Genomic DNA, 24768 nt, shown 5'->3' with positions numbered 1-24768 from the left:
ATCATCCTTCCGCTTTCAATTCAAGCACCGTATCACGCAGCTCTGCAGCTCGTTCGAAATCGAGTGCTTTTGCTGCTTCTTTCATTTCGGTTTCCAACAAGCTGATCAGTTTTACGCGCTCTTCTTTTTTGAGCTTCTTGCCTGATACTGCTTTTGAAATATATTCTTCTGACTCTTCTGCTGCGTTAGTTGCACGAATGACGTCACGAATTTTCTTTTGTATAGTAATGGGTGTTACTCCATGTTTTTCGTTGTATTCAGCTTGGATGGTACGGCGTCGCGTCGTCTCATCCATTGCTTTTTGCATAGAATCAGTTATTCTGTCAGCATACATGATGACACGGCCATTTGCATTTCTCGCCGCTCGTCCCATTGTTTGGATAAGCGATCGCTCAGAACGTAAAAATCCTTCTTTGTCAGCATCTAAAATGGTTACTAACGACACTTCTGGAATATCTAGTCCTTCACGCAACAAGTTAATTCCAACAAGTACATCGTAAACACCCATCCGCAATTCGCGAATAATTTCAATGCGTTCGAGTGTTTTGATTTCAGAGTGTAAGTAATTCACTTTAATCCCCGCATCTTTTAAATAAGCGGTTAAATCTTCCGACATTTTTTTCGTTAATGTCGTGACCAATACACGCTCATTTTTTTCCGATCGTTGCCGAATTTCGTCCATTAAATCATCAATTTGACCTTCAATCGGCCGAATTTCAATTGTTGGATCAAGCAATCCTGTCGGACGGATAATTTGCTCTACCATTTCAGGTGTATGTTCTAACTCATAAGGCCCTGGTGTAGCGGATACGAAAACCGCTTGGCTAATATGTTCTTCGAACTCTGTAAATGTTAACGGTCGGTTATCCATAGCTGAAGGCAAACGGAAGCCATGATCCACTAGTACTTTTTTACGCGCTTGGTCACCATTGAACATTCCGCGCACTTGCGGCAATGTTACGTGGCTTTCATCCACAACTAGTAAAAAGTCCTCTGGAAAATAATCAATTAATGTATACGGCTGTGCGCCAGCAGGACGAAGTGTCAAATGACGTGAGTAGTTTTCAATCCCTGAACAAAAGCCCATTTCTCTCATCATTTCCAAATCATAACGTGTTCGTTGTTCCAGTCGCTGTGCTTCTAATAATTTATCTTCGGCACGCATTTCTTTTAGCCGTTCTTCTAATTCTATTTCAATATTTTCAATGGCTTTGACCATTTTATCTTCACGCGTAACAAAGTGAGATGCAGGGAATATCGCAACATGGTCACGTTCACCAATAATTTCACCTGTCAGTGCATCTACCTCACGAATGCGATCAATTTCATCGCCGAAAAATTCAACACGTAAACACCTTTCATCGCGTGATGCCGGGAATATTTCTACCACATCTCCACGGACACGGAATGTCCCGCGGATAAAGTTAATATCGTTGCGCTCGTATTGAACATCAACTAACTTTCTTAACAATTGATTTCGCTCAATTTCCATGCCTTTACGTAAAGAAACGACTAATTCCCGATATTCTTTAGGAGAGCCGAGACCATAAATGCAGGAAACCGATGCGATAACAATGACATCATCACGTTCAAATAACGAACTGGTTGCAGAGTGACGCAATTTATCAATTTCATCATTAATGCTCGCATCTTTTTCGATAAATGTATCCGATTGAGGTACATATGCCTCCGGTTGATAGTAATCGTAGTAACTGACAAAATACTCTACAGCATTGTCGGGAAAAAACTCCTTAAATTCGCTGTAGAGCTGACCTGCTAAAGTTTTATTGTGAGCCATGACAAGTGTTGGTTTTTTCACTTGCTGAATGACGTTTGACATTGTATACGTTTTCCCGGTACCCGTTGCCCCTAATAAGGTTTGGCAACGTTTGCCATCGATGATGCCTTGGGTCAATTCAGCAATCGCTTGTGGCTGATCGCCCGCCGGTTCATATGGAGCTTGTAGGTTAAATTCTTGTTTCATAATGAGGCATCCTCCCATTCTTTCAATACTTCTACTTTAACATATGCCCTAAAAAACCCCTAACAAAAAGCGAACATATGTTTTTTATCGTGAATTTAGGAATATATATAGCCTGACAAGAACGTTACGATTCACATTCAAGCAAAGTCCTTCTTAAATATGCGCATAGAAAAAGGAAACTAGAATCGATTCTAGTTTCCTTTTTCTCTAACTATTTTAGTTAGAAATTTATTCTGTTTCTTCGTGATTTAAAGTTTGTAATTGAGCTGTGTATTTAGTGAATGCTTTTTGATCGTGATTATCCAGGGCCTCATCAATAAGGGTCATCAGCTGTTCTTCCTGTTGAGAACGGTGAACATGCTTCAAGAACAAATCTAAATAGATATCATTTAGCAATTTTTCTGCTTCCGTAATTTTTTTTGTTTGAGCCATTGCCTTCATGAAATCAGCATAAGAATAATAGTTTTCCATTCTTCCTCACCCCGAATGCTTTTCATTAGTATACATGAAAGGAATAATAAAAATCAAGACTTATTTGAAAATTACAATAAAATAGAAAAAATTTTATTTTCAATTTAATTGACGTTGCCAAATTTCCATTTTTTATTATAATAGGGTATGTAAAGTAAATTTAGGGGGTTATTCTTCATGAGTAAAAAGAATCACAGACCGTCTTCGTATACGATTTGTACAAATACGTATGCCCTTTTACCCTATACGGACGGCCACCGCACCTGGATGCGTGTGATTGAAGACCGCAATGAATTTGTGGTTGAAGATGCTGTATACAAAACGGTAACCACTTCCTGCCGCTTTTACCGTGCTTCACTGGAAAGCGCCACGCTTTATGCGCAAAAAGCTGTCGGTGTAAAACATAAACCCCCCATTATTGTAGGTGAGTATTACGGCAATCCACTTATTTTCTTTCCGACACACTCTCCTAAAAACAAAGAATGCGTTTGGTTTAATTATGATGCCATCGACCTTATCGAAAGTGATAGCAGTGGCAAAGGAAGTATCATTTATTTAAGCAATAACGTAACCGTTTATTTAGATGTATCGCCTATTGCTTTACGAAATCAACATTCTTTCGCCGGTTCTCTTCGTCGTTTTTTCAAAAAGGCGCAGCGTGTACATAATCGTCCAATGGCTTATGTGACAACACGTACATTTCCCCCACGCAAACAGCAACCTCTAGAGTAAGTGGATTTGCTCACGGTAAAGATCAACGCAAAAGAGCTTTCGATTAAAGTTCATGACTTTAATCGAAAGCTCTTTTTGTTGGCACTTTTAACCTTGTTTCAAAACGTTACTACTTTTTTTATTTTATTGAGCGATAAGCCCATAGTGATCCTACGAAGAATACGGAAGAAACCCACATATAAGGTTCATTCCAAAACCAAACCGATACGGAAATTCCGACAAATGACAAGATGGTGAACACTCCCGCAAACATACGGGATTGCAAGTCACGGCGGTATTCGCGTTCTTTGCCGTCGCGGTTTTCAAAATAGCGACGAAGACGCTCTGGTTCTTCTAAATAATTGATCACTTTCTGAGGGAATACGCGTAGTGGGCCAGTTCCATTTAATACCCAGCGCAGAACATCTTCTTTGCCAAACATCCCTTTACCTTCTTTTTGTGACGAAGCCCATTCCAAAATTCGTGGTCGAGCCAATGCCATTAAATCAACATTAGGATCTAGAATATGCAAGACCCCCACAAAAATAGAAGCTGCTCGTCCAAAAAAGGCAAATTCAGCTGGTAATTGAACCGGCTGTGTACGAACAATGTCCTGAATATCGTCGAGTAAACGTTCAACTACAAAACTATCCATTTGTGACAATTCATTTGACTCATAAGCTTCCACAAGTCGTGATATAGCGTCTTCTAACACAGCGCGATCTGCCTGCGGCAATAAAAAGCGTAGCTCTTCCAATGCATCTAGTACTTGCTCATAATTTTTAAAAATAATTCCTTCTGCCGCACGTAATACGGATTGCGAGTCTTTTTTGGTTATCGTACCAATCATCCCAAAATCGATTAACACAATTCCACCATTTGGTTCAAGTAAAATATTGCCACCATGTGGATCAGCATGGAATTGGCCACCGTATAAAATTTGTTCCAAAAACAAAATAAACAAACGCTCAGATATCTCATGTCGATCTAACTCATTTTTTTCGATAAAAGCCAAATCCGTGATGCGCGCTCCTTCAATCCATTCCATTACTAACACGCGTCGCGTAGTAAATTCATCGAAATACATCGGGATCCGGACTCCCTCCATCGCATCAAAGCGATCAGCAAAAGAACGACCATTTTGAAGTTCTTTTAAGAAGTTTAATTCATTGCCGATGGTTTCGGTCATTTCTACATATAATTGCTTAAAGTCTATTTGTTTACCAAACGGGGTAAATTTTTCAGCCAACCATATTACAATGCGAATGGCTTTAAAGTCGGCTCGTAAAATACGATCAGTTCCTGGTCGCTGAACTTTGACTGCGACTTCCAAACCATTTTTCAGCACACCTTTATATACTTCCCCAATAGAAGCAGACGCAATTGCTGATTCTGATAAATGACTTAAGTAGTCTGTGTGAGCCGTATTCCATTCTTGTTCAAGTACGGAGACAATGTCTTTTCTAGGAACAGATGGGACACGGTCTGTTAAGCCTTCTAATTCTTCAAGAAACGACGGAGGCATGATGTCCGCTCGCGTTGAGAGAAACTGACCCAGTTTAATCATAAGTCCACCCAGCTTTAATGCGAGGTTCTTGTATTCTTTTGCTTGCTTTGTAATCATCTCATTCCATCTTTTTTCAACTAACGGCGTCCATTTGCCTCGATTGCGCTTTTGGAAAATCGTTACTTGCAAAAAGATTTTGACTGCCAACCAGACAATCCGGAAGATACGTATAAACGTTATTTGATTCATAAATGCAGTCCCTCCCATGGAGTTCATTATAGAGTCTGATGGCGAAATAGTCCAAAAAGTGATATGTTTTTAGTGGATGGAACGATACTAGGGGGATGAAAAATGGACACAATTCATTATGAACAACGAAACAACTTAGCTTTTATCACATTAAATAGACCTGAGTCCATGAATGCTTTTAACTATGACATGTTAAATGAGCTAGGGCAGGTTGTAGAAGCAATTCGCATTAATCCAGATATTCGCGTTGTTGTTTTCACTGGTGCAGGGGAAAAAGCATTCAGTGTGGGCGCGGACTTGAAAGAACGCAAAAATTTAACGGACCAGCATGTTAAACGCAATATTTACAAAATCGGAGAAGTGTTTTCCACAATTGAGAACTTGCCACAACCAACGATCGCTATGATTAACGGCTTTGCATTTGGCGGAGGTATGGAATTAGCACTCGCTTGTGATTTCCGAATTGCAACCGACGATACACTTCTCGGACTAACTGAAACCAGTTTAGGCATTATTCCTGGAGCTGGCGGCACTCAACGCCTACCTCGCTTAATCGGCGAGACAAAAGCACTGGAATTGATATTGACTGCACGTCGCTTAAAATCTGTTGAGGCATTGGATTACGGATTGTTAACGCGAATTGCAGCACGTGATGAGCTTGCTGAAGTGACGGGTAATTTTGCCGATTCTATTCTTGCAAATGGTCCAATTGCCCTTCAGCAAGCTAAATTCGCAATTAAAAACGGCATGAACACCGATTTACATACTGGCCTGCAAATCGAACGCAAGGCTTATGAAATCACTATACCCACTGAAGACCGAGTTGAAGCGCTTGCCGCTTTTGGAGAAAAAAGAAAACCTGTGTTCAAAGGAAAGTAACCATATAAAAAGAGCGGCTTTTTCAGCCGCTCTTTTTATACGTATTTTTTCACCCAACTCATAAATTGTTCTAACCGTTGAGTGCGGTAACTTGGTTTGTACGTCTGTGAATCATTCGTAGACACTTCTAGAAAACGGACAAATTTTGTATCCTTCTCCATGTTTTCTAATTTCAAAGCCAATTGTTCTGTTTTCTCACTTGTAGAACGATCTGCTTTTTTGGAGTAAAGAAAAAGCAGCTTCGTCAACAGCCCCCCATAACAATTCCCTATTACAGCTAATCGATTTTCATCGATCCAGTCAATTGTTTCTACCACTTCAGCTATTGCATTCATTGTATCTTCATATGTGAATTCACTTGTGGCTTTTGCAAATTCCTGGCTATAACCATGATGTCCGCTTGGGTTAACGTAAAGAACCCCATACCCTTGTGCTGCGAGTAATTGCAGTTCGTGATAAAAAGTATTAGCAAACATCCTCCTAGTACCCTCATGAACTTTGACAATTAACGGATACTCTTCTCCTTGTTGAACATCAATTGGTTCTATTAACCAACTATGTACCGGCTCAATTGCACCTATTGTAATTGTCGGTTGTCCTTCGAGCAATTTCGTATGTTCAACATAGTCCTGATTAAAAGACGTCAACTGTTCTACTTCTCCCGTGGTGATTTTCAACCGATAAAGCTCTACTGGTTGAGTTGGCTTACTGATGGAAAGAATCGCAATTTCTCCATCATGTGAAACATCGTAACCAATGACATGCTCCATTTCAGGAGATGCTGGAAAAATCATTCCATCAAGCGATGCAAAATATAGGCGAACATCACCCATAGTAGACACTTGGAAATACAAATGATCATCTTTGGTCCAGACAGGCTTTCCGGCAGTTAGTTCTTGATAATCACTTACTGCATAATCTCCAACAGGTGCATCTAAACCTTCCGTTAAACAACTATTCGTTTGATTTTGTAAATCTGCGATATAAAGTTCATTTTGAGTCGCGTCTCCGTACTGTCGTCTATTTCCAAAATACGCAAGCTTTGAATCATCATATGAGAATGTCGCACCACTAAAATGTCCTTGGTTTTCTGTAAGCATTGTCTGGTCGTTAGTTTGAAGGTTATACAAATAAAGAGGTTGACCAGGTACAAAATCGTGCTCTCTCTCTTTTACTAGCGCATAAACGAGTTTTTCCTCATCATGCGATATGGCTTCTAAGCGATAATGATCGTCTCCGACTAATACTTGTTCTATCTTTTTCGATTCAATTGTTAAAAATCCTATTTGTTGATAACGTTGTTTTGTAGTTTGTTCTTTATCCAGTATGCCGTTAACCCAAATCTTTTTTCCACAAGGCGACCAATGGAATCGCTCTATACTAGTTGCCAGATTAGTCATTTCGTTTATTTGCCCGTCCGCTACAGTTAAAACGTACAGCTGCTTGTGGCCATCTTCTTCTGCTAAATACGCGACAGCTGTCCCGTCTACAGACCAATGTGGCGAACTGATTCGACCTTTTCCAAAAGTCCACTGACTATGTTGAAGCGTTTCCAAATTGATATGAAAAAGATTTGCGATATATGAATCTTCTTGCTCATTTATTGTGGTATGAACGTATACTGCTCTTTTTCCATTTGGAGATAACTGAGGATTGGTTACAGAAACCACTGTTGTGATATCTTGAATTTCCACTGTTTTTTTCACCATACATTCCCCTTCTTACATCTGACTTCTCCTATACACTCTTTAACTATAATAAAGACTTTTAGGAAAAGACACAAAAGAGTACTCGTACTCTTTTTAGATTGTTACACGAATTTAACAAAACTTTGCTTCAAAAAAAAGAAGCCATGCTAAAGAGCATCGCTTCTTTATGAATTAATTTAACGTGAAGATAGGCTTATTTCTGTCTTGCCTGATCTTTTAACGAGCGGCGCAAAATTTTACCTGTAGTATTTTTCGGCAATTCTTCGAGAACTTCAAACTGTCTTGGCACTTTGTATTTTGCTAAATGCTCTGCACAGTAATCTTTCAAATCCTCAATAGAAACTGTCGAATCTTTTAGTACTACGTACGCGTTTACCTCTTCTCCAAAATCGGGATCAGGCAAACCAACTACAGCTGCTTCCAAAATAGCTGGATGTGCAAATAATACTTCTTCAATTTCTCGTGGGTAGACATTATATCCGCCTACAATGATCATGTCTTTTTTACGGTCGACAATATAAAAATAGCCTTCTTCATCCACACGGGCCAAGTCTCCTGTATACAACCAACCGTCACGAATTGCTGCGGCTGTTTCTTCTGGCATTTTGTAATAACCCCTCATGACGTTTGGTCCCCGTACAATCAATTCGCCTACTTCATTTACTGCGACTTCTTCGCCTAGTTCGTTAACAACTTTGTTTTCCACATTGATAATGGATGTCCCAATTGAACCCGCTTTTCGTTCGCGATCAATCGGGTTAAAGCAAGTAACAGGAGAAGCTTCTGACAAACCGTATCCTTCTGAAATACGAACATTAAATTTATCTTCAAAACTATGGAGCAAAGCAACAGGCATTGCAGAACCACCTGATACGGCAAGACGGACAGTAGCAAAATCTGCTGGGTCAACATCTGGCAACTGGTTCATAAAGTTGAACATTGTTGGTACTCCTGCAAAAACGGTCGCTTTGCTCGCTTTAATCGCCTCAAATACCTCTTTCGGATTAAAACGCGGCACCAAAATAATGGTTGCGCCTTGTAATAAAGGGGCGTTTACAACGACGGTTAATGCAAACACATGGAACACCGGCAAAGTCGCTACTACACGATCGGTTTCACCAATTTGAAGATATGCTCCAACATCTCGTGCATTTGAATGAAGGTTTTGATGTGTCAGCATCGCACCTTTAGGTTTCCCAGTAGTGCCTGATGTGTATAAAATAACTGCTGTATCGTCTGCTTCAACTTCCGCAAACTCACTATTAGCTGTAGAATTTGTTAACAGTTTCGTGAACGAATGGATTTTGCCTTTTACTGCTTCAGGCAACTGTGCCATTTTTTCTGGCGTTGTTGGATCGGTTTCACAGATAACATAAGATGCTACTGCCGGTAATGCAACATGCGCCTTTTCTATTAATGGAAGTAGCATATCAAGTGCCACGACTACTTTCGCATCGCTGTTGTTAACGATGTAAGCGATTTCATCAGGCGTATAAATAGGATTAACCGGAACAGCTGTTGCACCTAAACGCATTGTTGCATAAAGTGAGATTAAAAAATGTGGTGTATTGCCTAAAAGAAATGCGACATGGTCCCCTTTTTCCACGCCCAAATCTTTTAAAGCGCCAGCAAAAAGCGCAACTTTTTGATCAAATTCCCCATAGCTCGTATCTTGCCCCATAAAGCTGTAAGCTGCTTTGGCAGGATTTTGTTCTGCAATTTCATGAACACGTGTCATTAAACTCATCTTCATCCCTCTTTCGCGTTGAATGAATACTCATTCATATTTCAATCTATTTTCATTATAAAATAAATCTTCAGACAATACAACAGGCACCGTTAAATTACGGTGCCTGTAAGTGAGCGACATAGCGCCAACGTATTAAGAAAAAGTATAAAATTTGAGCGATTGTAAAGCCTCCAAGTACCATAGCCATTTCGCCGAGTATTGATAGCTCTGCAAATTCATCCCATACTACTTGTAACGAAATAAAAGCAAAAGCGCTATGCAACAAAGCAATTACCCATGGCAGAAAGAATTGAGGAATAAGTTGCCGGTTAACGATTTTACCCAGTTCTTTCTCAGTCATCCCCATGCGTGTCAGCAACTTGTACTGCTTTCGGTCTCGCTCTAAACCTGTATACAATTTAAAGTAAATAAAACTGCCAGCTGCTAACAAGAAGACCGCAGCTACCATCACGCCAATAAATAATAACAACGCAAACGAGGACTTAAACCAGCGATAATCTGCACCTGGATTTTCAAAGAAATAATTGACGCCATTAAAATCCGTCTTTTCTACAGCTTCAGACATGGTATCTGTTAAACGAGTTCCAATATTCATTGTTTCAGTCCAATTTAATATGTCAAATGCATAGTAAGTAAAATCCGAACTCCCCATTTCATACCCAAATAGCGGTTGATTGAGTGCTTCATAATCGGCATCGCTCACGACGATCGTATTGATATTTAACGTATGAATAGGAAAAACGACATGTGGATACGTTGATCGGATGGATAGCGGCACGTCGCTTTCTATTAATGCAGTATCAACGCTTACATTTCCCAACTCTTTTACAGAATCCAAGGAAAATGGTACAAACATGCCTTCACCTGGTACTAATTGGGCCGGTTCAAAATCAAGCGCAGTAGCTAAACGGTTAAATTCTGACAATGCCAAAATATCGACATCGTTACCAGATGCTTCTGAAGTTTGTCGTTTCACCGTCAACTCCACTAGATCATAAGACAATTGTTCACTTGTTAATTGACTCGTGAGCCGCTCGATATGTTCTGCTTCTTGCGTATTGCCGTCAAAAGAAATATAAATGAGACCAAGCGGATTGGATTCGCGAAAATCACCTGTATAGGACATAAATGACGCTAACGTTCCGACGGTTAAAAACGCAATAGTTGAGACGATGGTCACGATAAAAAACATTTGTGCACTGTCTTTTAATTTGACCGATGCTTCGGCTAATGAAACTAAACGCATTTTTTTCCAGTACACTCTTTTTTTTCGTTTACACAATCCCAATAAGAAACTAAGCGTATGAGTAAAAAATAAGTAAGTACCAAACGTAGCTAGTGGAGGAACAATAAAAATAATGTAATACACCGTATCATCGGATACATTTACTGCAAATGCGTATGCAACTGCTAGAAAAACAATTCCCATAATCGCAAGCAGTGTAGAGGATTTTGTTTCTTCTTCGACCTTCCAAAAACCTTGCAACAAGTCAATCACGCGCTTCGTGCGGATAAATCCGACACTAATGAAAGAAATAATGATAAATAAACTAGCAAATGCCACTATCGTCAGTAAAAAAGGTTGCCATGAAACATACAATGGCAATGAGTCGAGTTCCATAATTTCTCGACCTACCATGAAAAAGAATTTAGAAAAAGCAAAACCAAACACTATTCCTGTAGCAGTTGAAACTGTACCGATAATTAGCATTTCAAAAAAGATTAAAGTGTTCAATTGTCTCTTTGTCATGCCTAAATGCATGAGCACACCAAATTCTTTTGAACGAGCTTGTAAAAATGCACTCATCGAATAAAACAAGAAAAACAATGTAAAAATATATAAAACCACTTCCGCAATCATCATGCCGCGTATGGCCAACAGCTGCAATGCATCTTTTTCAAATAATGGATGAAAAATAAACATGGAGCAAACAAAAAACACCATAACCGAGAACACACTGGCTAAAAAGAAGGCTGCATAGTTTCTTCGGTTACGAAAAACATTATGGTAAGCGAGTTGTCGAAATGTCATTTACGGATCCTCCCAACAACGACAAGACATTCAAAATTCGCTGGTAAAAAGTCTGTCGCCGTTCATCCCCATAGATTTCATTGAAAAATTCACCATCTTTAATAAAAAGAACACGATCACAATAACTCGCTGCAATCGGATCATGCGTTACCATAATAATGGTCGTTTCGTCTTCTTTAGTAGCATTCGATAAAATTTCAAGTACATCGCGGGAAGATTTAGAATCCAAGTTCCCGGTTGGTTCATCCGCTAGAATAATCGCTGGCTGGTGAATGAGTGCGCGACCAATTGCTGTCCGTTGAGCTTCTCCACCTGAAATTTCGTTTGGTTTTTTATGTAGAAGCGACGTCAAACCTAAGCGCTCCGCAATCACCAATACGCGCTTAGCCATCTCATCAACAGGATAATAATCGAGCGTTAATGGCAGTACTAAATTTTCTTCGACAGTTAACATTTGAAGTAAATTAAAGTCTTGAAAAACAAAGCCCATTTCTCTTCTACGAAACAAAGCTAACTCATTTCTACCCAATAAATGCGGATTGATGCCATCAATCAATATCTCACCCGATGTCAGTGAGTCTATGGTTGAAATCAAATTAAGCAAAGTCGTTTTTCCGCTACCGGATGGCCCCATAACTGCAAGAAATTCTCCTTTTTCCACCGTAAAACTTAGCTGATTGACTGCTCGGTGCGTCACTTTCCCTTCATACACTTTTGTCACTTCATCGATTTTTACTACTGTCATCATGTTCCTCCTGTGTTACGAAATCTTGGTTAAAGAATAAAACAGAAACGGTCGTACCTTCTCCTTGCACTGAAGAAATTGTTAGTTCATGACCCAATTTGGTGCATATTTCTTTTGCTAAGTACAATCCCATTCCTGTAGATTCCCCAATTTTCCGGCCGTTTTCGCCCGTAAAAAATGCCTTTGTCACACGTGGCAAGTCTGAAGACGAAATCCCAATTCCTTCATCCCGAATTGTTAGCAATGTGTTTCCCTTTGAACATTCAGCAGCAATAAAAACCTTCTTATTTGGTTCGAACGTGTATTTCACTGCATTTGTTAAAAACTGCCCAATAATAAACTTCATCCACTTTTGATCGGTCGCTACTAAATGCTCTTCACCAATTGAAATTTCTGGATAGACTTGTTTAGAAATAAAAAGGCGTTTGTTTTCTGTTACGACTTCACTGACTAAAGACCGCAACTTAAGTTGTTCTATTTGCATGTCCTGCTCAAAAGTATCTAGTCGGGCATTCATCAATACGGTATCCAATCCTGCTTTTAAACGCTCCATTTCTTCGCGAACGCTATTTTTATCTAATTCTTTTTCTTCTTGAAGCAATAAATGCATAACTGAAATAGGGGTTTTCATTTGATGAACCCATTGATTCATAAACTGCAAATATCGATTTTGAGCTGCATATAACGATTGCACTTCATGTTGATATAAGCGGTATAATTTTTGCAAATAAATTTCGTTTTGTACTTGTTCAGGTGATTTCCCTTCACGCTGAAGCATATGTTCCAAATTTTGTGGAGCCGATAATATTCGTTGGTAATATTGGTATCGTCTCGCAAAGCGCACCGATAAGAACGTAATGACCAATACTGTGCTAATAACAAACGAGTAAATCGCCGTATCTACGTTTCGAAAACCATCTAACCAATACAACAACATAATAAATGCGACCAGTACCACTTGGAAAACGATAAATGCTGCATGTTCTTTCATAAATAATCGCAGCATTATGCTTCCTCCTCATGAAGTAAAAGGCGGTATCCGGCTCCTCTTACAGTTTCAATAATTGATAACACACCATAATCAGAGAGTTTTTTCCGGACGCGCGTCATATTAACATTTAACGTATTTTCATCGACAAAGGCTTGGTCGTCCCACAACTCTTCTAGCAACTGCTCACGCGAAACTACTTTTGGATAATGTGTTAACAACAGTTCCAATATTGTACATTCCTTTTTTTGCAATGGAATAACTTCTTTTTTAATGTGCAACTCCATTCGCTCCATATATAAAACAATACGCCCAGCCCTAATAGACCGTTCTTCTTGTTTCGGTGCATATTCTCCATAAGCTCTACGTAAATGGCTTCGTATTTTTGCAAGGACGATTTCATAATGGAAAGGTTTCGTAATAAAATCATCTCCACCATTTTCTAAAGCAAAGACTTGGTCCATCTCACCTGAACGAGCGGAGATAAAAATAATGGGACAAGTAGTTTGCTGCCGAAGTTGACGGCACCAATAATAACCGTCATAAGACGGCAAGTTAATATCCAGTAAAATCAAATGGGGATCAAAAGCTTCGAACTCTTCGATGATTTGATCAAAATCTTTTGCGGTCTCTACTTCGTAATGGTATTTCCTTAACGTTTCAGCCAACAACTCCGCAATTTTCAAATCGTCTTCTACAATGAAGATTCGTTGAATAGCCACCATGATTCCCCCTTTCCTTTTTCTTTCCATTTTAACAAAAGAGCCTGCATAAATGCAGACTCCCCAGAAGTTCTTAATAAATTAATTTCAAAAATTCTTCTGTCGTAATCCCACCAAGAAGTTTCGGTATGTCAATTCCTGCAATGGCTTCTTCTAAAGAAGCACGCTCGTATTTAGAACCAGCAATTGCTTGCTCAACTTCCGCTATATCTCCGACACCAAAAAAGTCGCCAAAAATATGAGCGTCTTGAACAATCCCTTTTTCTACTTGTAAGCGGACATCAATGCCACCAACTGGGAAGCGATGAGAATGTTTAATATTGAATTTAGGAGACTTCCCATAATTCCAATCCCAATTGCCATAGCGTTCGTTTGATAATTCGTGTATATTTTTCCAATCTTCTTCTGTCAATTCGTAATGACGAACATTTTCTTCACCTTCGAAGATAGAATGTAAAATCGCATGGCGGAAATTCTCAACTGACATAGGCTCTTTTAAGAACTCAGAAATATTCGCCACTCGACTGCGAATCGACTTAATGCCTTTTGATTCGATTTTTTCTTTGCTTACTTTTAATGCAGATACTACGGCTTCAATTTCAGTATCAAATAATAACGTTCCGTGACTGAACATCCGACCTCTAGTTGAAAACTGTGCATTACCTGATATTTTTCGACCTTCTGCCATTAAATCGTTGCGTCCAGAAAGTTCCGCATTTACATCAAGGCTCTGCAACGCTTGTACAACAGGCTCAGTGAATTTACGGAAGTTACGGAAACTGTCTCCATCATCTACCGTGATAAAACTGTAATTTAAATTGCCTAAGTCGTGATAAACTGCTCCGCCACCAGATAAACGACGAACTACATGTATACCATTAGAATCTACATAATCAGTATTGATCTCTTCAGCGGTGTTTTGGTTTTTACCGATGATGATAGAGGGCTCATTAATATAAAATAAAAGAAATGGATCTTTTTCAACATCCATTGTTTTCAACAAATATTCTTCGATTGCTAAGTTGATTCGTGGGTCTGTGATACCTTTGTTGTCTACAAAATACATATTCTCTCTCCTTTTAACTTTGTTCCTATCTATAGTTTAACGGATTATTTAAATTAATTCACTATTTAGGGTTGACGAAACCAAACTGTTATAATACACTGTTTTAAACACCAACAGTACTATAACAAAAAGGAGATGGAAGTTATGATTGAAAACGTAGTTGAATTTTTCAAGAACTTGCCCCCGAAACAGTGCGTATCATGTGGAGAAAAAATGGAAGAACAGCATGAATGTTATGGTACTAAATGTGATTCCTGCAATAATTTATAAAATCAGCTAAAATTATGATTAAACGAAGCGGTGCTCAACAAAGCACCGCTTCGTTTTTTATGTGCTGTACCATAACAGAAAACGACTTGTTCACTTATAAAAATTCGAACAAAAAGACACCGCCACAGCGATGTCTTTTGTTTTATCAATGTTCAGAGTGATCTTCCATTTTATCCATCCCTTGTGCATCATCACTATCATCAGAAATGATTGAGGCTGGATCTGGATCACCAACGGTTAGTTCTTGTTTTGGCATTACATGTAAAGATCGGGCTGTGGTGTGTGCTTGCATATAATACAAACCTTCTTCTTCAAAGTTGATTTGCGCTTCATAAACACCATTTTCTGTGTGCTCCGCTGGAATCATCTCGCTATTGTTGCGATCACCTGATTGCCATACTTCATAAACCACTTCATCTGCGTCTTCTACCGCTTCGTCACCTTGTGTTATTGTAACGGATAAGACAACCTCTTCGGCTGGCTCTGCTTGAGTTTCAGTATTAAATGCCACCTTTACCTCTTCTACTTGAGGACCGGTACCAGAAGATTCAGCTTCTTCTGAACCACACGCAGCAAGCAAAAGTAATGGTATTCCAAGCCATGCAAATTTTTTCATAACCATTTCTCCTCTATCTTACGGACAATTCGCTAGTGAATCGATCGCTTCATTAATGAATCGCTCTTTACATCCAAACCTTATTCAGCTAATTTACGCAAAACTACATCAGTTAAAGCATCAATAAACAATGGTTGAACATTTGGCATTTCTGGACGACGGTAAGTTGCTCCGATGTCATCGCAAACTACTTTACATTCATAATCGTTATCAAAAAGAACTTCCAAGTGATCTGCTACAAACCCGACTGGCGTGTAAACAAATGAGGTGTATCCTTTTTCTTCAAACAAATCACGTGTTAAATCTTGAACATCTGGTCCGATCCAAGGTTCGCCTGTTTGTCCAGCACTTTGCCAACCAACTTCAACGTTTTCAACACCTGTAGCTTGTTGAATCATTTCAGCTGTTTCTTTTAACTGGTCTGGATATGGATCACCACTTGCAATAATCTTCTCTGGCAATGAATGTGCAGATACGATTAAGCAAGATTTAGCGCGTTCTTCTTCAGACATTTCAGCAAATGCTGCATTTACTTTTTCAGTCCAGTATTGGATGAATTTTGGTTCTTTATACCAGCTTTCAACCGAAGTTAGGGATATACCTACTTTTTCAGCCGCTTCTGCTGCACGCCCATTATATGATTTCACAGAGAAAGTAGAAAAATGAGGAGCCAAAACAATTGATACCGCTTCTGTAATGCCATCTTTTTTCATTTCTTCAATGCCGTCTTCTACAAATGGTTCGATGTGTTTAAGACCTAAATACATCTTGAATTCAATTTCATCTTGAACTTCATTTAAACGATCGCATAAACCGTTTGCTTGGTCTAATGTAATTTGGGCAAGCGGTGAAAGGCCACCAATCGCTTTATAACGGCTACGTAAGTCTTCTAAACTTTCTTCGCTTGGCTTACGTCCGCGACGGATATGTGTGTAATAACGTTCTATATCATCTTCTGAGTATGGCGTTCCATATGCCATCACTAATAATCCCATTTTCTTCTTCAACATAATCACCTCTACATAAATTTTATCTTATTTTAAATTACTTTTATGTGCAGCACTATATTCGTGAACAAATGAAGTTAGGCGTTTCAATGTATCTGGGTTAACTTCTGGGAACACACCATGACCTAGATTAAAGATGTAGCCGTCATTTTGCATGCCCATATCTAAAATCTTTTTCGTGCGTTCTTCTATAACAGACCAATCTGCCAATAAATAAGATGGATCTAAGTTGCCTTGTAATGCTTTTGTTAATCCCATCGAACGTGCTTCTGAAATCGGCAAACGCCAATCTAGACCAACTACATCTACAGGTAGCTCATGCCATTCTTTTGCTAAGTGGCTTGCGCCTACTCCAAAAATTGTCAACGGGACGTTTTCTGTACGCAATTCAGCAAAAATACGATCCATTACCGGTTTGATAAAAATACGGTAATCTTCCACATTTAATGCGCCCACCCATGAATCGAAAATCTGGATAGCTTTTGCGCCTGCTTTAATCTGTGCTTTTACATATGGAATAATCGTGTCCGCTAATTTGTCCATTAACGCAAACCACATCGCTGGTTCTGAAACCATCATCGCTTTTGTTTTGTTGTAACTCTTTGAAGGTCCACCTTCAATCATATAGCTCGCTAATGTGAAAGGCGCGCCTGAAAAACCAATCAATGGGACATTTAATTGTTCTTGTGTTAATAAACGAATTGTTTCAAGAACAAAATCAACATCCTGCTCTGGATTGATTTCTCCTAAACGTTCAATATCGGCCATTGTGCGAATAGGATTGTCGATAACTGGACCAATTCCAGATTTGATTTTTACGTCAACACCGATTGCTGGTAGTGGTGTAACGATATCTTTGTAAAGAATTGCTGCATCGTTATTGTATTGATCTACTGGAAGCTTTGTTACATAAGCGCATAGCTCTGGCTGATGCGTAATTTCTTCCAATGAATATTTCTCTTTAATTTTGCGGTATTCTGGTTGCGAACGTCCTGCTTGTCGCATATACCAAACCGGTACGTGATCTGTTTTTTCTCCACGGGCTGCGCGAAGATAAGTATCATTAAATGTCATGAATGTTTCATCCCTTCGATGTGCTACTCTACTTTTGTCTACCTATATCCGTCTATACTATAGACGTTCCGTACTATATTGTATAGATTCCAAACGCATTTGTCATAAATTTGACGCTTCTCTTTTCACTTGTTCGACAAACCTGTTTCATGTAGATTTCAATAGGGAAGTATATAATAGTATATATATTTACTTAGGAGGGGTTTTAATGAATTTTTACATGACAACAGGAACATATGATTATATGAAGAAAATGCGTGATAAACACCCAGAGGAAAATATGGTAGTAATGCAAGGTGAAGGTACTACCTTAATGATTCATGAGACAGAAGGCAAAACAATTTTCCAAACACCTCGCCGCTACGAGGTTGTGGATGGAACAGGAGAATTTAATGAAAAAGGTTTTTTTGTTTTAAATAATATTCCGGTTTCGGAAGAAGGTCGTCCTGTTTTCGAACATCGTTTTAAAAATAGAGCAGGGGCTATTGAAAATGAACCTGGATATATTGCTTTTCGTGTCCTGAGACCACTTGATTCAGATACGTATATTGTTTTGACTGAGTGGGAATCTCCAGCTTTTTATGAAAAGTGGAAAGAATCTCAAGCATTTGCAAAAGCTCATTCTGCGAAGCCAGAAGCTGAGACAAGTGCACAGCGACCAAACATTTTCTCAGGTGTATCGTATGTCAGCACTTACCGAGCAAAACCTGAAGAAGAATGAAGAACTTCCCCTTATAGACTACTAAGGGGTTGATAAGTTAAGGAGGAAATTACTTGGTTTTCGTTATTTTCATATTAGCAGCTGCACTCACTGTGTTTGCATCCATCAAACTTTCGCAATATGCCGATGTGATCAGTTCAAAAACGGCTATGGGCGGTATGATGGTTGGTACGCTATTATTGGCTGGCGCAACTTCTTTACCCGAAGTTTCGACTAGTTTTTCAGCAGCAGCTATTGGCAATGCGGATATTGCTGTTGGAAACATGATCGGTTCGAATTTATTTAATTTGTTCATTCTTGCAGGATTCGATTTTCTTCTTAGAAGACGCCAAATTTTAAACAGGGCTTCACGAAACAATATTTACACTGCCCTTCTTGGTATTTTATTGACGGTTCTCGTTGTTATGGCTCTTTTACTTCGTTTAGATACACAAATTTTAGGCGTAGGACTAGATGCCTTGTTAATTGCTGTCACCTATATTATCGGGATGGTGGTTATTAACAAACTTCCTTCATTAGACCCTGAAGCAGAAGCGATTGTTGAATCCGAGGAAGAACCCGAAAATCCAAGTGCTTCTTTATCACCTAAAGCCGCAATTGTCCGTTTTATCATTGCAGCTTTAGTTATTTTAGCAGCAGGTACTGCCCTATCGATTACAGGAGATCAAATTGCGATTATTACAGGCATTGGATCAAGTTTCATCGGTAGCTTTCTAATTGCGGCCGCAACTTCCTTACCAGAAGCTATTTCTGTCTTTATTGCCTTGAGATTGAGCAATGTTAATATGGCTGTTGGTGCAATTCTAGGTAGTAATATTTTTAATATGATCATCCTTGCATTATCAGATCCTGTTTATACTGCCGGACCTATTATGTTGGATGTTTCTGGTGCCAATATGATTATCGCTGTTGGAGTGCTAATTATGTCGTTATTGGCTTTGTTTTCACTTTACCGAAAAGAAAGTGCAACTACATTATCTTATGCCATCCCATCCGTAATCATTCTCATTGTCTACTTTGCAGCATCTTATTTAAATTTCACTTATTAATAACTAAAAACGCAGTACATGCTGGTTTCCGGCATGTACTGCGTTTTTTTCGTGCATCTATACGCCGTACTAGCACCCACCAATATGGACGCTTTCTCATATTCGGAATTTTTTGTGATATGCTTAATTAAAAAAAGGAGCCTTACATATGCTTACTAAATTATACGCAGCCTTAGATGCTGCATATCCTGAAATGGTTGAGATACGTCGTCATTTGCACATGCACCCGGAGCCTTCTTTTCACGAAACGGAAACAGCACGCTATATTCTCTCTTATTACGAAAAATTAGGCGTTGATGTGAAAGGCAATGTTGGTGGGAATGGTGTTGTCGCTACGATCCAAGGAGCTAAACCTGGAAAAACAGTCGCATTGCGTGCTGACTTCGATGCTTTGCCAATACAAGATCAAAAAGAATCAGCCCCTTATCGTTCTACTGTTGATGGCGTCATGCATGCTTGTGGACACGATGGCCATACAGCTACTCTTTTAGTACTCGGTAAAACGCTTTTTGACATGCGCGATGAATTAGAAGGAACTTATGTATTGATCCATCAACATGCCGAAGAACTCGTACCTGGTGGTGCAAAATCGATGATTAGAGCTGGTGTTTTAAACGGAGTCGATGCCATATTTGGTACCCACCTTTGGTCGATGACGCCATTTGGTCGAATTGATACGCGTGTCGGTCCGCTTATGGCTGCGGCTGATAGCTTTACATTAAAAGTACAGGGCCGCGGTGGTCATGGTGCAAGTCCCCATGAAACGGTTGATGCTGTTGTAATCGGTGCTCAAATGGTCTCGAACCTTCAAACTTTAGTATCAAGACGTGTAGATCCATTAGAATCTGCTGTTTTGTCCATTGGTTCGTTTGTGGCACAAAACCCATTCAATATTATTGCGGACCAAGCAGTGTTATCGGGAACTGTTCGTACATTTAAAGAAGATGTCCGAAGCTTAATGGAAACAGAAATGGAACGTGTGATTAACGGAACAAGTTTAGCCAATAATAGCGATTATGAATTTACTTACAAGCGTGGCTACTCTGCTGTTATGAATCACGAAAATGAAACTTTGTTTGTGAAAGACATTGCAGCTACAATTCCTGGGGTTACTGAAGTGTATGACTGCCCTCCTCAAATGGGTGGCGAAGATTTTGCTTACTACCTCGAGGAAATCCCTGGTTCTTTCTTCTTTACTGGTGCAATGCCTGACGGAGACGCGTACCCGCACCATCACCCAAAATTCGATTTTAAAGAAGAAGCAATGTTAATTGCCGCAAAAACATTAGGATCAGCTGCCATTCATTTTAATAAAGAATAAAAACAAAGCCCAACATCTTTTTTAGATGGTGGGCTTTGTTTATTTTTTTTTGTTTTTTAAAACAGTAACTGTAACAAATGAAACGGTTAAAATAACGACAAATGTCAGCAATGCTGTAACAGGTTCGCCGAGAGCGATTAGAACTCCCGCTGCGAACAAGCTTTGCAGAGATTGCAAAGCAGTGATTAATTTCCATACCGCTCCTTGCCTGCTGAATTGTGTCAACGGAAATAAGTTATCCATTCGGAAATGCTGCGTATGAGTCAGTCCTTGCCAAATTTGAATCGCCGTTGCAAAGGCTAATGCACCTGCAAACAAAGCAACTCCTATTTGAAACGGAATAAACCAAGCACCTATCATTATAATTGCAGTTAACCTTATCCATAAGTAAAACAACTCATCCGAACGAATAAAGGTTCTGCACACAAGATACAAATGAGCATTTCTCGGACCCGTTTGGATCCATCCATACACCCAATTCAACCAAGTTCTAGCTTTTATCTTGCCTTTTAAATGAGGCACATCGGTAAAGTAATTAGCAAATTGATAAAAGCGTAACATGCGATTTTCTTCCAAGCCAATAAAATGTTCATAAGCAAACGGCTTTCCTACTGCTTTACGAGCAATCCATTTGCCATAAAAAATAATGATAAACAATATAATCACTGCGACTACTAATAAGTTTTCAATATAAAAGTAGACAAACAATCCAACTAATAGAAAACGAACCAGCCGATCAAGCCAAACCTGCTCTCCTGCCCCTTGCTGTCGAAAAGCAAATTCCGTTTGAACATTCCACCATTTAATCAGCAAGAGCAAAATCGGAAAACCAATTAAAAACGATGACGACAACCCATATAGTGCATTCACCATTGGCAATGACACAATAAAGACAATCACCGGCAAATACAATTGTGACAAAAACGACCATCTTAAAGCCGGCTTTAAAAAGTCATCTAATATGCTTTCCAATGGTAAAAAATACACCATGTCTGCTTCTTTTAATAAAGTGGATGGCGGACTGAGCGCCAATAAAAATCCAAAAATCACAGCAAGCAATAACGCTCCCGGAAATTCCGGTGGGACATCTTGAATCCATTCACTATACGCAAATCCCGCTGCGCCCAAAGCAAATAGCATAACCACAGCGATATGCCCTGTCACAATATATTTTAAATAGTTTTGAACTTCAACGGTGTACTTATGAAGTCTTTTCGACCAAATATCATGCAAATTCTTCATTTAGCTCATCCTCGGTCATCGCAATGTACAAATCATCTAGTGAGGCGTCAGGCATTTGAAACGCCTCCCGTAAATCAGCCATTGTTCCACTTGCTCGAACGCGCCCATTATGAAGCAAAATGATTCGATCGCAATAGCGTTCAGCTGTCGACAAAATATGTGTCGACATTAATACAGATGCGCCTTTTTTCTTTTGTTGTTCCATTTGATCCAATAAAGATTTAATCCCCAGTGGATCGAGTCCAACAAAAGGTTCGTCAATTATATACAGTGCAGGATTGACTAAAAATGCACTCATAATCATTACTTTTTGACGCATTCCTTTTGAAAAATGCGACGGAAACCATTTCAAACGTTTTTCCATTCGAAATTCCTTTAAAAGCTCGGCAGATCGTTTTTCAAACTGTTTCGGATCTATATTATAAGCCATAGCAGTAAGTTCAAGATGCTCCCGCAACGTTAGTTCTTCGTATAATACTGGTGTTTCGGGAATATACGAAAACGATGAACGATAACTGTCCATGTCCTCTTCGAATGTTTTTCCATTCAAACGGATTTGCCCCGATTTTGGTTGCATCATTCCAATAATGTGTTTGATTGTGGTACTTTTGCCAGCACCGTTCAAGCCGATTAGTCCAACAAGTTCGCCTTTTCCAATCGAAAAGGTCACTTCTTGCAAAACAGGTTTTCGTGTATATCCACCTGTTAACGCATCTACTTCCAAAATAGCCATCCACTACACCTCTTTCTTTCTATTAAACTATTGTATCAAAACTAGCTGTCGAATTCTTTTTTGATATGGCAAATATGGTAAAATGAGAAAAATGGAAAGGATGATACGAATGACAAATTGTATTTTCTGCAAAATCATTGCAGGTGAAATTCCTAGCGTAAAAATTTATGAAGATGAACATGTATTCGCCTTTATGGACATTATGCCTTTATCAAAAGGACACACCCTACTCATTCCAAAAACTCATCGTGAATTTGTTTATGACATGACACCAGAAGAAGCGGGTAATTTATTTGCTGTCGCTCCTAAAATTGCGAAAGCAATCAATGACACTTTCCAACCCGAAGGCATGAACTTATTAAATAATAATGGGGCGAAAGCAGGACAAAGTGTATTTCATTTTCACTTACACTTTATCCCCCGCTATGGTCAAACAGACGGCTTTGGTGCAAAATGGGTAACAAAAGAAAAAGAGTTTACTTCTGAGCGCATTCAAGAACTTGCAGAAAGCGTAAAAACTAAGCTAAACGCAGATGCTTGATTTTCTCCACTAGACAAGATAGAATCAATATAAGTTTTTCGCCGGCGGTCACGAGGACACGACCGGGAAAAAGAAAATAGCGTAGAGCTGAGGAGAGATGAGAAATGAATACAAAAAATCTAGTTTTAATGGCGTTGTTGGTTAGCGTCGGAGCCACACTATATGTAGTAATTCCAGGCATCAACGGCGGGATGAAGCCCGACTTTATGTTAACCATGATGTTTGTCGGCATTCTTTTATTTCCAAATGTAAAAAATGTCTTTTTGTTAGCAGTCACAACTGGTGTATTATCAGGTCTGTTCTCAACATTCCCAGGTGGATTTTTCCCGAATGTCATTGACAAATTCATCACGGCTTTCGTTTTTCTAGCTTTGGTGATGATTTTGAAGAAATTCGTAACTAAATTACCTGTAACGATCGCCCTTGTTGCAATTGGCACTTTATTGTCCGGAGCAATTTTCCTTTCTGCAGCGATCTTTGTAATTGGCGCCAATATTCCTTTTACATTATTGCTAGTTACTGTAGTCTTACCTGCAGTCTTATTAAACGGAGTTGCTTTCGCTTTTATTTATCCAATTGTGATTACATTGGTCAAACGGTCAAAATTTGAAACAGCTGCTACACCAGCTGCATAAGACAAAAGCTTTCCTCTGTTTTAACAGGGGAAAGCTTTTTTTATTGAATAGTCATTCATTAATAGGTTTCAATTAGGTATAATAGAGGAAAAGAAGTACATAGGAAGAAAGGGGCGTTTCACATATGAAAGCATCAAGATTTTTCTTAGGACTTACAACTGGGTTAGCAGCTGGAGCTGCAGCGGCATTATTTTCTGCTCCACAATCAGGACAGGATTTTCGCTCTAGTGTGAAATCGGCATCATCTGAATGGAAAGATTATTTAACTGAACTAAAAGACAAAGTAAATGGCTTGAAAGAATCGATCAACCATTTATCAGAAGAAGCTAAATCACAATTGCCTGAAGCAGTTGAAGGATTAAAAGCTTCTTTAGAAACTTGGACAGAAAGCACTGCTCCCGCAAAAGAGCATCTCCAACTCGAAATCATGGCTATTCAAAATGCAATCGAAGAATTGCAAAACACCATTAGCAAAGACAAAAAAGCTAAACCCGATAATAAACCAAAATCAGAAAAAGTAGATAATGATACAGAAAGTGCTTAAAACGGCGACCTTCGGGTGGCTGTTTTTTTATTCTTTTTATGCAAGAAAAGCTTCATGACACTTATTTGTGAACACTTTAAACTGGTTCTCCTCTCCCTTTTGTCATAAAAATTTCTCTCTGTAAATTATTTTACTATTCTTACTTTTATTACGTTTGCTTTACTGCTATAATAAAGAAAAGATTTTGGAGGAAAGTTGGTGC

Annotated in this window: 24 protein-coding genes; 9 read left to right on the top strand and 15 right to left on the bottom strand. The window is 39.1% G+C overall.

Annotation, left to right across the window (positions count from 1 at the left end):
* Window position 1 precedes the first annotated feature (1 nt).
* Both uvrB and BCM40_RS05095 read right to left on the bottom strand, forming a co-directional pair.
* Entirely contained in the window at window positions 2–1984 is a 1983-nt protein-coding gene (uvrB, locus tag BCM40_RS05100; protein WP_065526865.1) for an excinuclease ABC subunit UvrB, read from the bottom strand.
* A 228-nt stretch (window positions 1985–2212) separates the two neighbouring features.
* Entirely contained in the window at window positions 2213–2455 is a 243-nt protein-coding gene (locus tag BCM40_RS05095) for an IDEAL domain-containing protein (RefSeq protein WP_065526866.1), read from the bottom strand.
* Window positions 2456–2632: 177 nt separating this feature from the next.
* Here BCM40_RS05095 and BCM40_RS05090 point away from each other — a divergent pair, with 177 nt between their 5' ends.
* Window positions 2633–3187: a competence protein ComK gene (locus tag BCM40_RS05090; RefSeq protein WP_065526867.1), complete on the top strand. Its 555-nt coding sequence runs from the start codon at window positions 2633–2635 to the stop codon at window positions 3185–3187.
* A gap of 118 nt (window positions 3188–3305) precedes the next feature.
* Here BCM40_RS05090 and BCM40_RS05085 read toward each other — a convergent pair whose 3' ends face one another.
* Window positions 3306–4922 (bottom strand): ABC1 kinase family protein, encoded by a 1617-nt coding sequence (locus tag BCM40_RS05085; RefSeq protein WP_065526868.1) that lies wholly within the window; start codon window positions 4920–4922, stop codon window positions 3306–3308.
* Window positions 4923–5024: 102 nt separating this feature from the next.
* Here BCM40_RS05085 and BCM40_RS05080 point away from each other — a divergent pair, with 102 nt between their 5' ends.
* Window positions 5025–5801 carry an enoyl-CoA hydratase-related protein gene (locus tag BCM40_RS05080; RefSeq protein WP_065526869.1) on the top strand — a complete coding sequence of 259 codons (777 nt, stop codon included), beginning with the start codon at window positions 5025–5027 and terminating at the stop codon, window positions 5799–5801.
* A gap of 35 nt (window positions 5802–5836) precedes the next feature.
* Here the strand turns inward: BCM40_RS05080 and BCM40_RS05075 are convergent, their stop codons facing one another.
* The 7 genes from BCM40_RS05075 to BCM40_RS05045 all read right to left on the bottom strand — a co-directional run bounded on the left by BCM40_RS05075 (window position 5837) and on the right by BCM40_RS05045 (window position 14813).
* Window positions 5837–7507: a S9 family peptidase gene (locus BCM40_RS05075; protein WP_420330054.1), complete on the bottom strand. Its 1671-nt coding sequence runs from the start codon at window positions 7505–7507 to the stop codon at window positions 5837–5839.
* Window positions 7508–7703: 196 nt separating this feature from the next.
* On the bottom strand, window positions 7704–9257 hold the full coding sequence (locus tag BCM40_RS05070; RefSeq protein WP_065526871.1) for a fatty acid--CoA ligase family protein: 1554 nt from the start codon (window positions 9255–9257) through the stop codon (window positions 7704–7706).
* Between the two features lie 97 nt (window positions 9258–9354).
* Entirely contained in the window at window positions 9355–11292 is a 1938-nt protein-coding gene (locus tag BCM40_RS05065; RefSeq protein WP_065526872.1) for an ABC transporter permease, read from the bottom strand.
* On the bottom strand, window positions 11264–12037 hold the full coding sequence (locus tag BCM40_RS05060) for an ABC transporter ATP-binding protein (protein WP_065526873.1): 774 nt from the start codon (window positions 12035–12037) through the stop codon (window positions 11264–11266). The genes BCM40_RS05065 and BCM40_RS05060 overlap by 29 nt, the downstream gene beginning before the upstream one ends.
* Entirely contained in the window at window positions 12015–13043 is a 1029-nt protein-coding gene (locus BCM40_RS05055; RefSeq protein ID WP_065526874.1) for a sensor histidine kinase, read from the bottom strand. The genes BCM40_RS05060 and BCM40_RS05055 overlap by 23 nt, the downstream gene beginning before the upstream one ends.
* Entirely contained in the window at window positions 13043–13750 is a 708-nt protein-coding gene (locus BCM40_RS05050) for a response regulator transcription factor (protein ID WP_238323756.1), read from the bottom strand. The genes BCM40_RS05055 and BCM40_RS05050 overlap by 1 nt, the downstream gene beginning before the upstream one ends.
* 70 nt (window positions 13751–13820) lie before the next feature.
* Window positions 13821–14813, bottom strand: a complete 993-nt coding sequence (locus tag BCM40_RS05045; protein ID WP_065526876.1) for a lipoate--protein ligase — start codon at window positions 14811–14813, stop codon at window positions 13821–13823.
* 144 nt (window positions 14814–14957) lie between these two features.
* Here BCM40_RS05045 and yhfH point away from each other — a divergent pair, with 144 nt between their 5' ends.
* Complete coding sequence (yhfH, locus tag BCM40_RS05040; RefSeq protein WP_065526877.1) at window positions 14958–15083, top strand: protein YhfH; 126 nt, start codon at window positions 14958–14960, stop codon at window positions 15081–15083.
* A 145-nt stretch (window positions 15084–15228) separates the two neighbouring features.
* On the opposite strand, the gene BCM40_RS05035 is transcribed toward yhfH, so the two are convergent.
* The 3 genes from BCM40_RS05035 to hemE form a co-directional block, all read right to left on the bottom strand.
* Window positions 15229–15699, bottom strand: coding sequence for a FixH family protein (locus BCM40_RS05035; RefSeq protein WP_065526878.1), 471 nt, complete (start codon window positions 15697–15699; stop codon window positions 15229–15231).
* A gap of 80 nt (window positions 15700–15779) precedes the next feature.
* Entirely contained in the window at window positions 15780–16709 is a 930-nt protein-coding gene (gene hemH / locus BCM40_RS05030) for a ferrochelatase (RefSeq protein ID WP_065526879.1), read from the bottom strand.
* A 24-nt stretch (window positions 16710–16733) separates the two neighbouring features.
* Window positions 16734–17780, bottom strand: a complete 1047-nt coding sequence (hemE, locus tag BCM40_RS05025; RefSeq protein WP_065526880.1) for a uroporphyrinogen decarboxylase — start codon at window positions 17778–17780, stop codon at window positions 16734–16736.
* Between the two features lie 208 nt (window positions 17781–17988).
* Between hemE and BCM40_RS05020 the strand changes: the two genes are divergently transcribed.
* The 3 genes from BCM40_RS05020 to BCM40_RS05010 all read left to right on the top strand — a co-directional run bounded on the left by BCM40_RS05020 (window position 17989) and on the right by BCM40_RS05010 (window position 20871).
* A complete protein-coding gene (locus BCM40_RS05020) occupies window positions 17989–18501 on the top strand; it encodes an antibiotic biosynthesis monooxygenase family protein (RefSeq protein WP_065526881.1) in 513 nt (170 codons plus the stop codon).
* 53 nt (window positions 18502–18554) lie between these two features.
* Window positions 18555–19550: a sodium:calcium antiporter gene (locus tag BCM40_RS05015; RefSeq protein ID WP_065526882.1), complete on the top strand. Its 996-nt coding sequence runs from the start codon at window positions 18555–18557 to the stop codon at window positions 19548–19550.
* A 148-nt stretch (window positions 19551–19698) separates the two neighbouring features.
* Window positions 19699–20871 carry a M20 metallopeptidase family protein gene (locus tag BCM40_RS05010; protein WP_065526883.1) on the top strand — a complete coding sequence of 391 codons (1173 nt, stop codon included), beginning with the start codon at window positions 19699–19701 and terminating at the stop codon, window positions 20869–20871.
* 39 nt (window positions 20872–20910) lie between these two features.
* On the opposite strand, the gene BCM40_RS05005 is transcribed toward BCM40_RS05010, so the two are convergent.
* Complete coding sequence (locus tag BCM40_RS05005; RefSeq protein WP_065526884.1) at window positions 20911–22113, bottom strand: ABC transporter permease; 1203 nt, start codon at window positions 22111–22113, stop codon at window positions 20911–20913.
* Window positions 22097–22846, bottom strand: coding sequence for an ABC transporter ATP-binding protein (locus tag BCM40_RS05000; RefSeq protein ID WP_065526885.1), 750 nt, complete (start codon window positions 22844–22846; stop codon window positions 22097–22099). The genes BCM40_RS05005 and BCM40_RS05000 overlap by 17 nt, the downstream gene beginning before the upstream one ends.
* 109 nt (window positions 22847–22955) lie before the next feature.
* Here BCM40_RS05000 and BCM40_RS04995 point away from each other — a divergent pair, with 109 nt between their 5' ends.
* From BCM40_RS04995 to BCM40_RS04985, 3 genes are all read left to right on the top strand, one after another.
* Complete coding sequence (locus tag BCM40_RS04995; protein ID WP_065526886.1) at window positions 22956–23387, top strand: HIT family protein; 432 nt, start codon at window positions 22956–22958, stop codon at window positions 23385–23387.
* A 104-nt stretch (window positions 23388–23491) separates the two neighbouring features.
* Complete coding sequence (locus BCM40_RS04990; RefSeq protein ID WP_065526887.1) at window positions 23492–24022, top strand: tryptophan transporter; 531 nt, start codon at window positions 23492–23494, stop codon at window positions 24020–24022.
* 124 nt (window positions 24023–24146) lie between these two features.
* Window positions 24147–24566, top strand: a complete 420-nt coding sequence (locus BCM40_RS04985) for a YtxH domain-containing protein (protein WP_065526888.1) — start codon at window positions 24147–24149, stop codon at window positions 24564–24566.
* The last annotated feature ends 202 nt before the right edge of the window (window positions 24567–24768 follow it).

The organism is Planococcus donghaensis, from assembly GCF_001687665.2.
GTDB lineage: Bacteria > Bacillota > Bacilli > Bacillales_A > Planococcaceae > Planococcus > Planococcus donghaensis.
The sequence above is the reverse complement of the archived record's forward strand: the minus strand, read 5'-3'. Positions and strand labels throughout refer to the sequence as shown.

Coding starts and splice junctions, on each gene's coding strand:
- BCM40_RS05070 (WP_065526871.1), bottom strand. CDS start 9,257: ATGAGTTTAATGACACGTGTTCATGAAATTGCAGAACAAAATCCTGCC.
- BCM40_RS05065 (WP_065526872.1), bottom strand. CDS start 11,292: ATGACATTTCGACAACTCGCTTACCATAATGTTTTTCGTAACCGAAGA.
- BCM40_RS05035 (WP_065526878.1), bottom strand. CDS start 15,699: ATGAAAAAATTTGCATGGCTTGGAATACCATTACTTTTGCTTGCTGCG.
- BCM40_RS05090 (WP_065526867.1), top strand. CDS start 2,633: ATGAGTAAAAAGAATCACAGACCGTCTTCGTATACGATTTGTACAAAT.
- BCM40_RS05000 (WP_065526885.1), bottom strand. CDS start 22,846: ATGGCTATTTTGGAAGTAGATGCGTTAACAGGTGGATATACACGAAAA.
- BCM40_RS04985 (WP_065526888.1), top strand. CDS start 24,147: ATGAAAGCATCAAGATTTTTCTTAGGACTTACAACTGGGTTAGCAGCT.
- hemH (WP_065526879.1), bottom strand. CDS start 16,709: ATGTTGAAGAAGAAAATGGGATTATTAGTGATGGCATATGGAACGCCA.
- BCM40_RS05060 (WP_065526873.1), bottom strand. CDS start 12,037: ATGACAGTAGTAAAAATCGATGAAGTGACAAAAGTGTATGAAGGGAAA.
- BCM40_RS05095 (WP_065526866.1), bottom strand. CDS start 2,455: ATGGAAAACTATTATTCTTATGCTGATTTCATGAAGGCAATGGCTCAA.
- BCM40_RS04995 (WP_065526886.1), top strand. CDS start 22,956: ATGACAAATTGTATTTTCTGCAAAATCATTGCAGGTGAAATTCCTAGC.
- BCM40_RS05005 (WP_065526884.1), bottom strand. CDS start 22,113: ATGAAGAATTTGCATGATATTTGGTCGAAAAGACTTCATAAGTACACC.
- BCM40_RS04990 (WP_065526887.1), top strand. CDS start 23,492: ATGAATACAAAAAATCTAGTTTTAATGGCGTTGTTGGTTAGCGTCGGA.
- hemE (WP_065526880.1), bottom strand. CDS start 17,780: ATGACATTTAATGATACTTATCTTCGCGCAGCCCGTGGAGAAAAAACA.
- BCM40_RS05045 (WP_065526876.1), bottom strand. CDS start 14,813: ATGTATTTTGTAGACAACAAAGGTATCACAGACCCACGAATCAACTTA.
- BCM40_RS05050 (WP_238323756.1), bottom strand. CDS start 13,750: ATGGTGGCTATTCAACGAATCTTCATTGTAGAAGACGATTTGAAAATT.
- BCM40_RS05010 (WP_065526883.1), top strand. CDS start 19,699: ATGCTTACTAAATTATACGCAGCCTTAGATGCTGCATATCCTGAAATG.
- BCM40_RS05080 (WP_065526869.1), top strand. CDS start 5,025: ATGGACACAATTCATTATGAACAACGAAACAACTTAGCTTTTATCACA.
- yhfH (WP_065526877.1), top strand. CDS start 14,958: ATGATTGAAAACGTAGTTGAATTTTTCAAGAACTTGCCCCCGAAACAG.
- uvrB (WP_065526865.1), bottom strand. CDS start 1,984: ATGAAACAAGAATTTAACCTACAAGCTCCATATGAACCGGCGGGCGAT.
- BCM40_RS05055 (WP_065526874.1), bottom strand. CDS start 13,043: ATGCTGCGATTATTTATGAAAGAACATGCAGCATTTATCGTTTTCCAA.
- BCM40_RS05020 (WP_065526881.1), top strand. CDS start 17,989: ATGAATTTTTACATGACAACAGGAACATATGATTATATGAAGAAAATG.
- BCM40_RS05085 (WP_065526868.1), bottom strand. CDS start 4,922: ATGAATCAAATAACGTTTATACGTATCTTCCGGATTGTCTGGTTGGCA.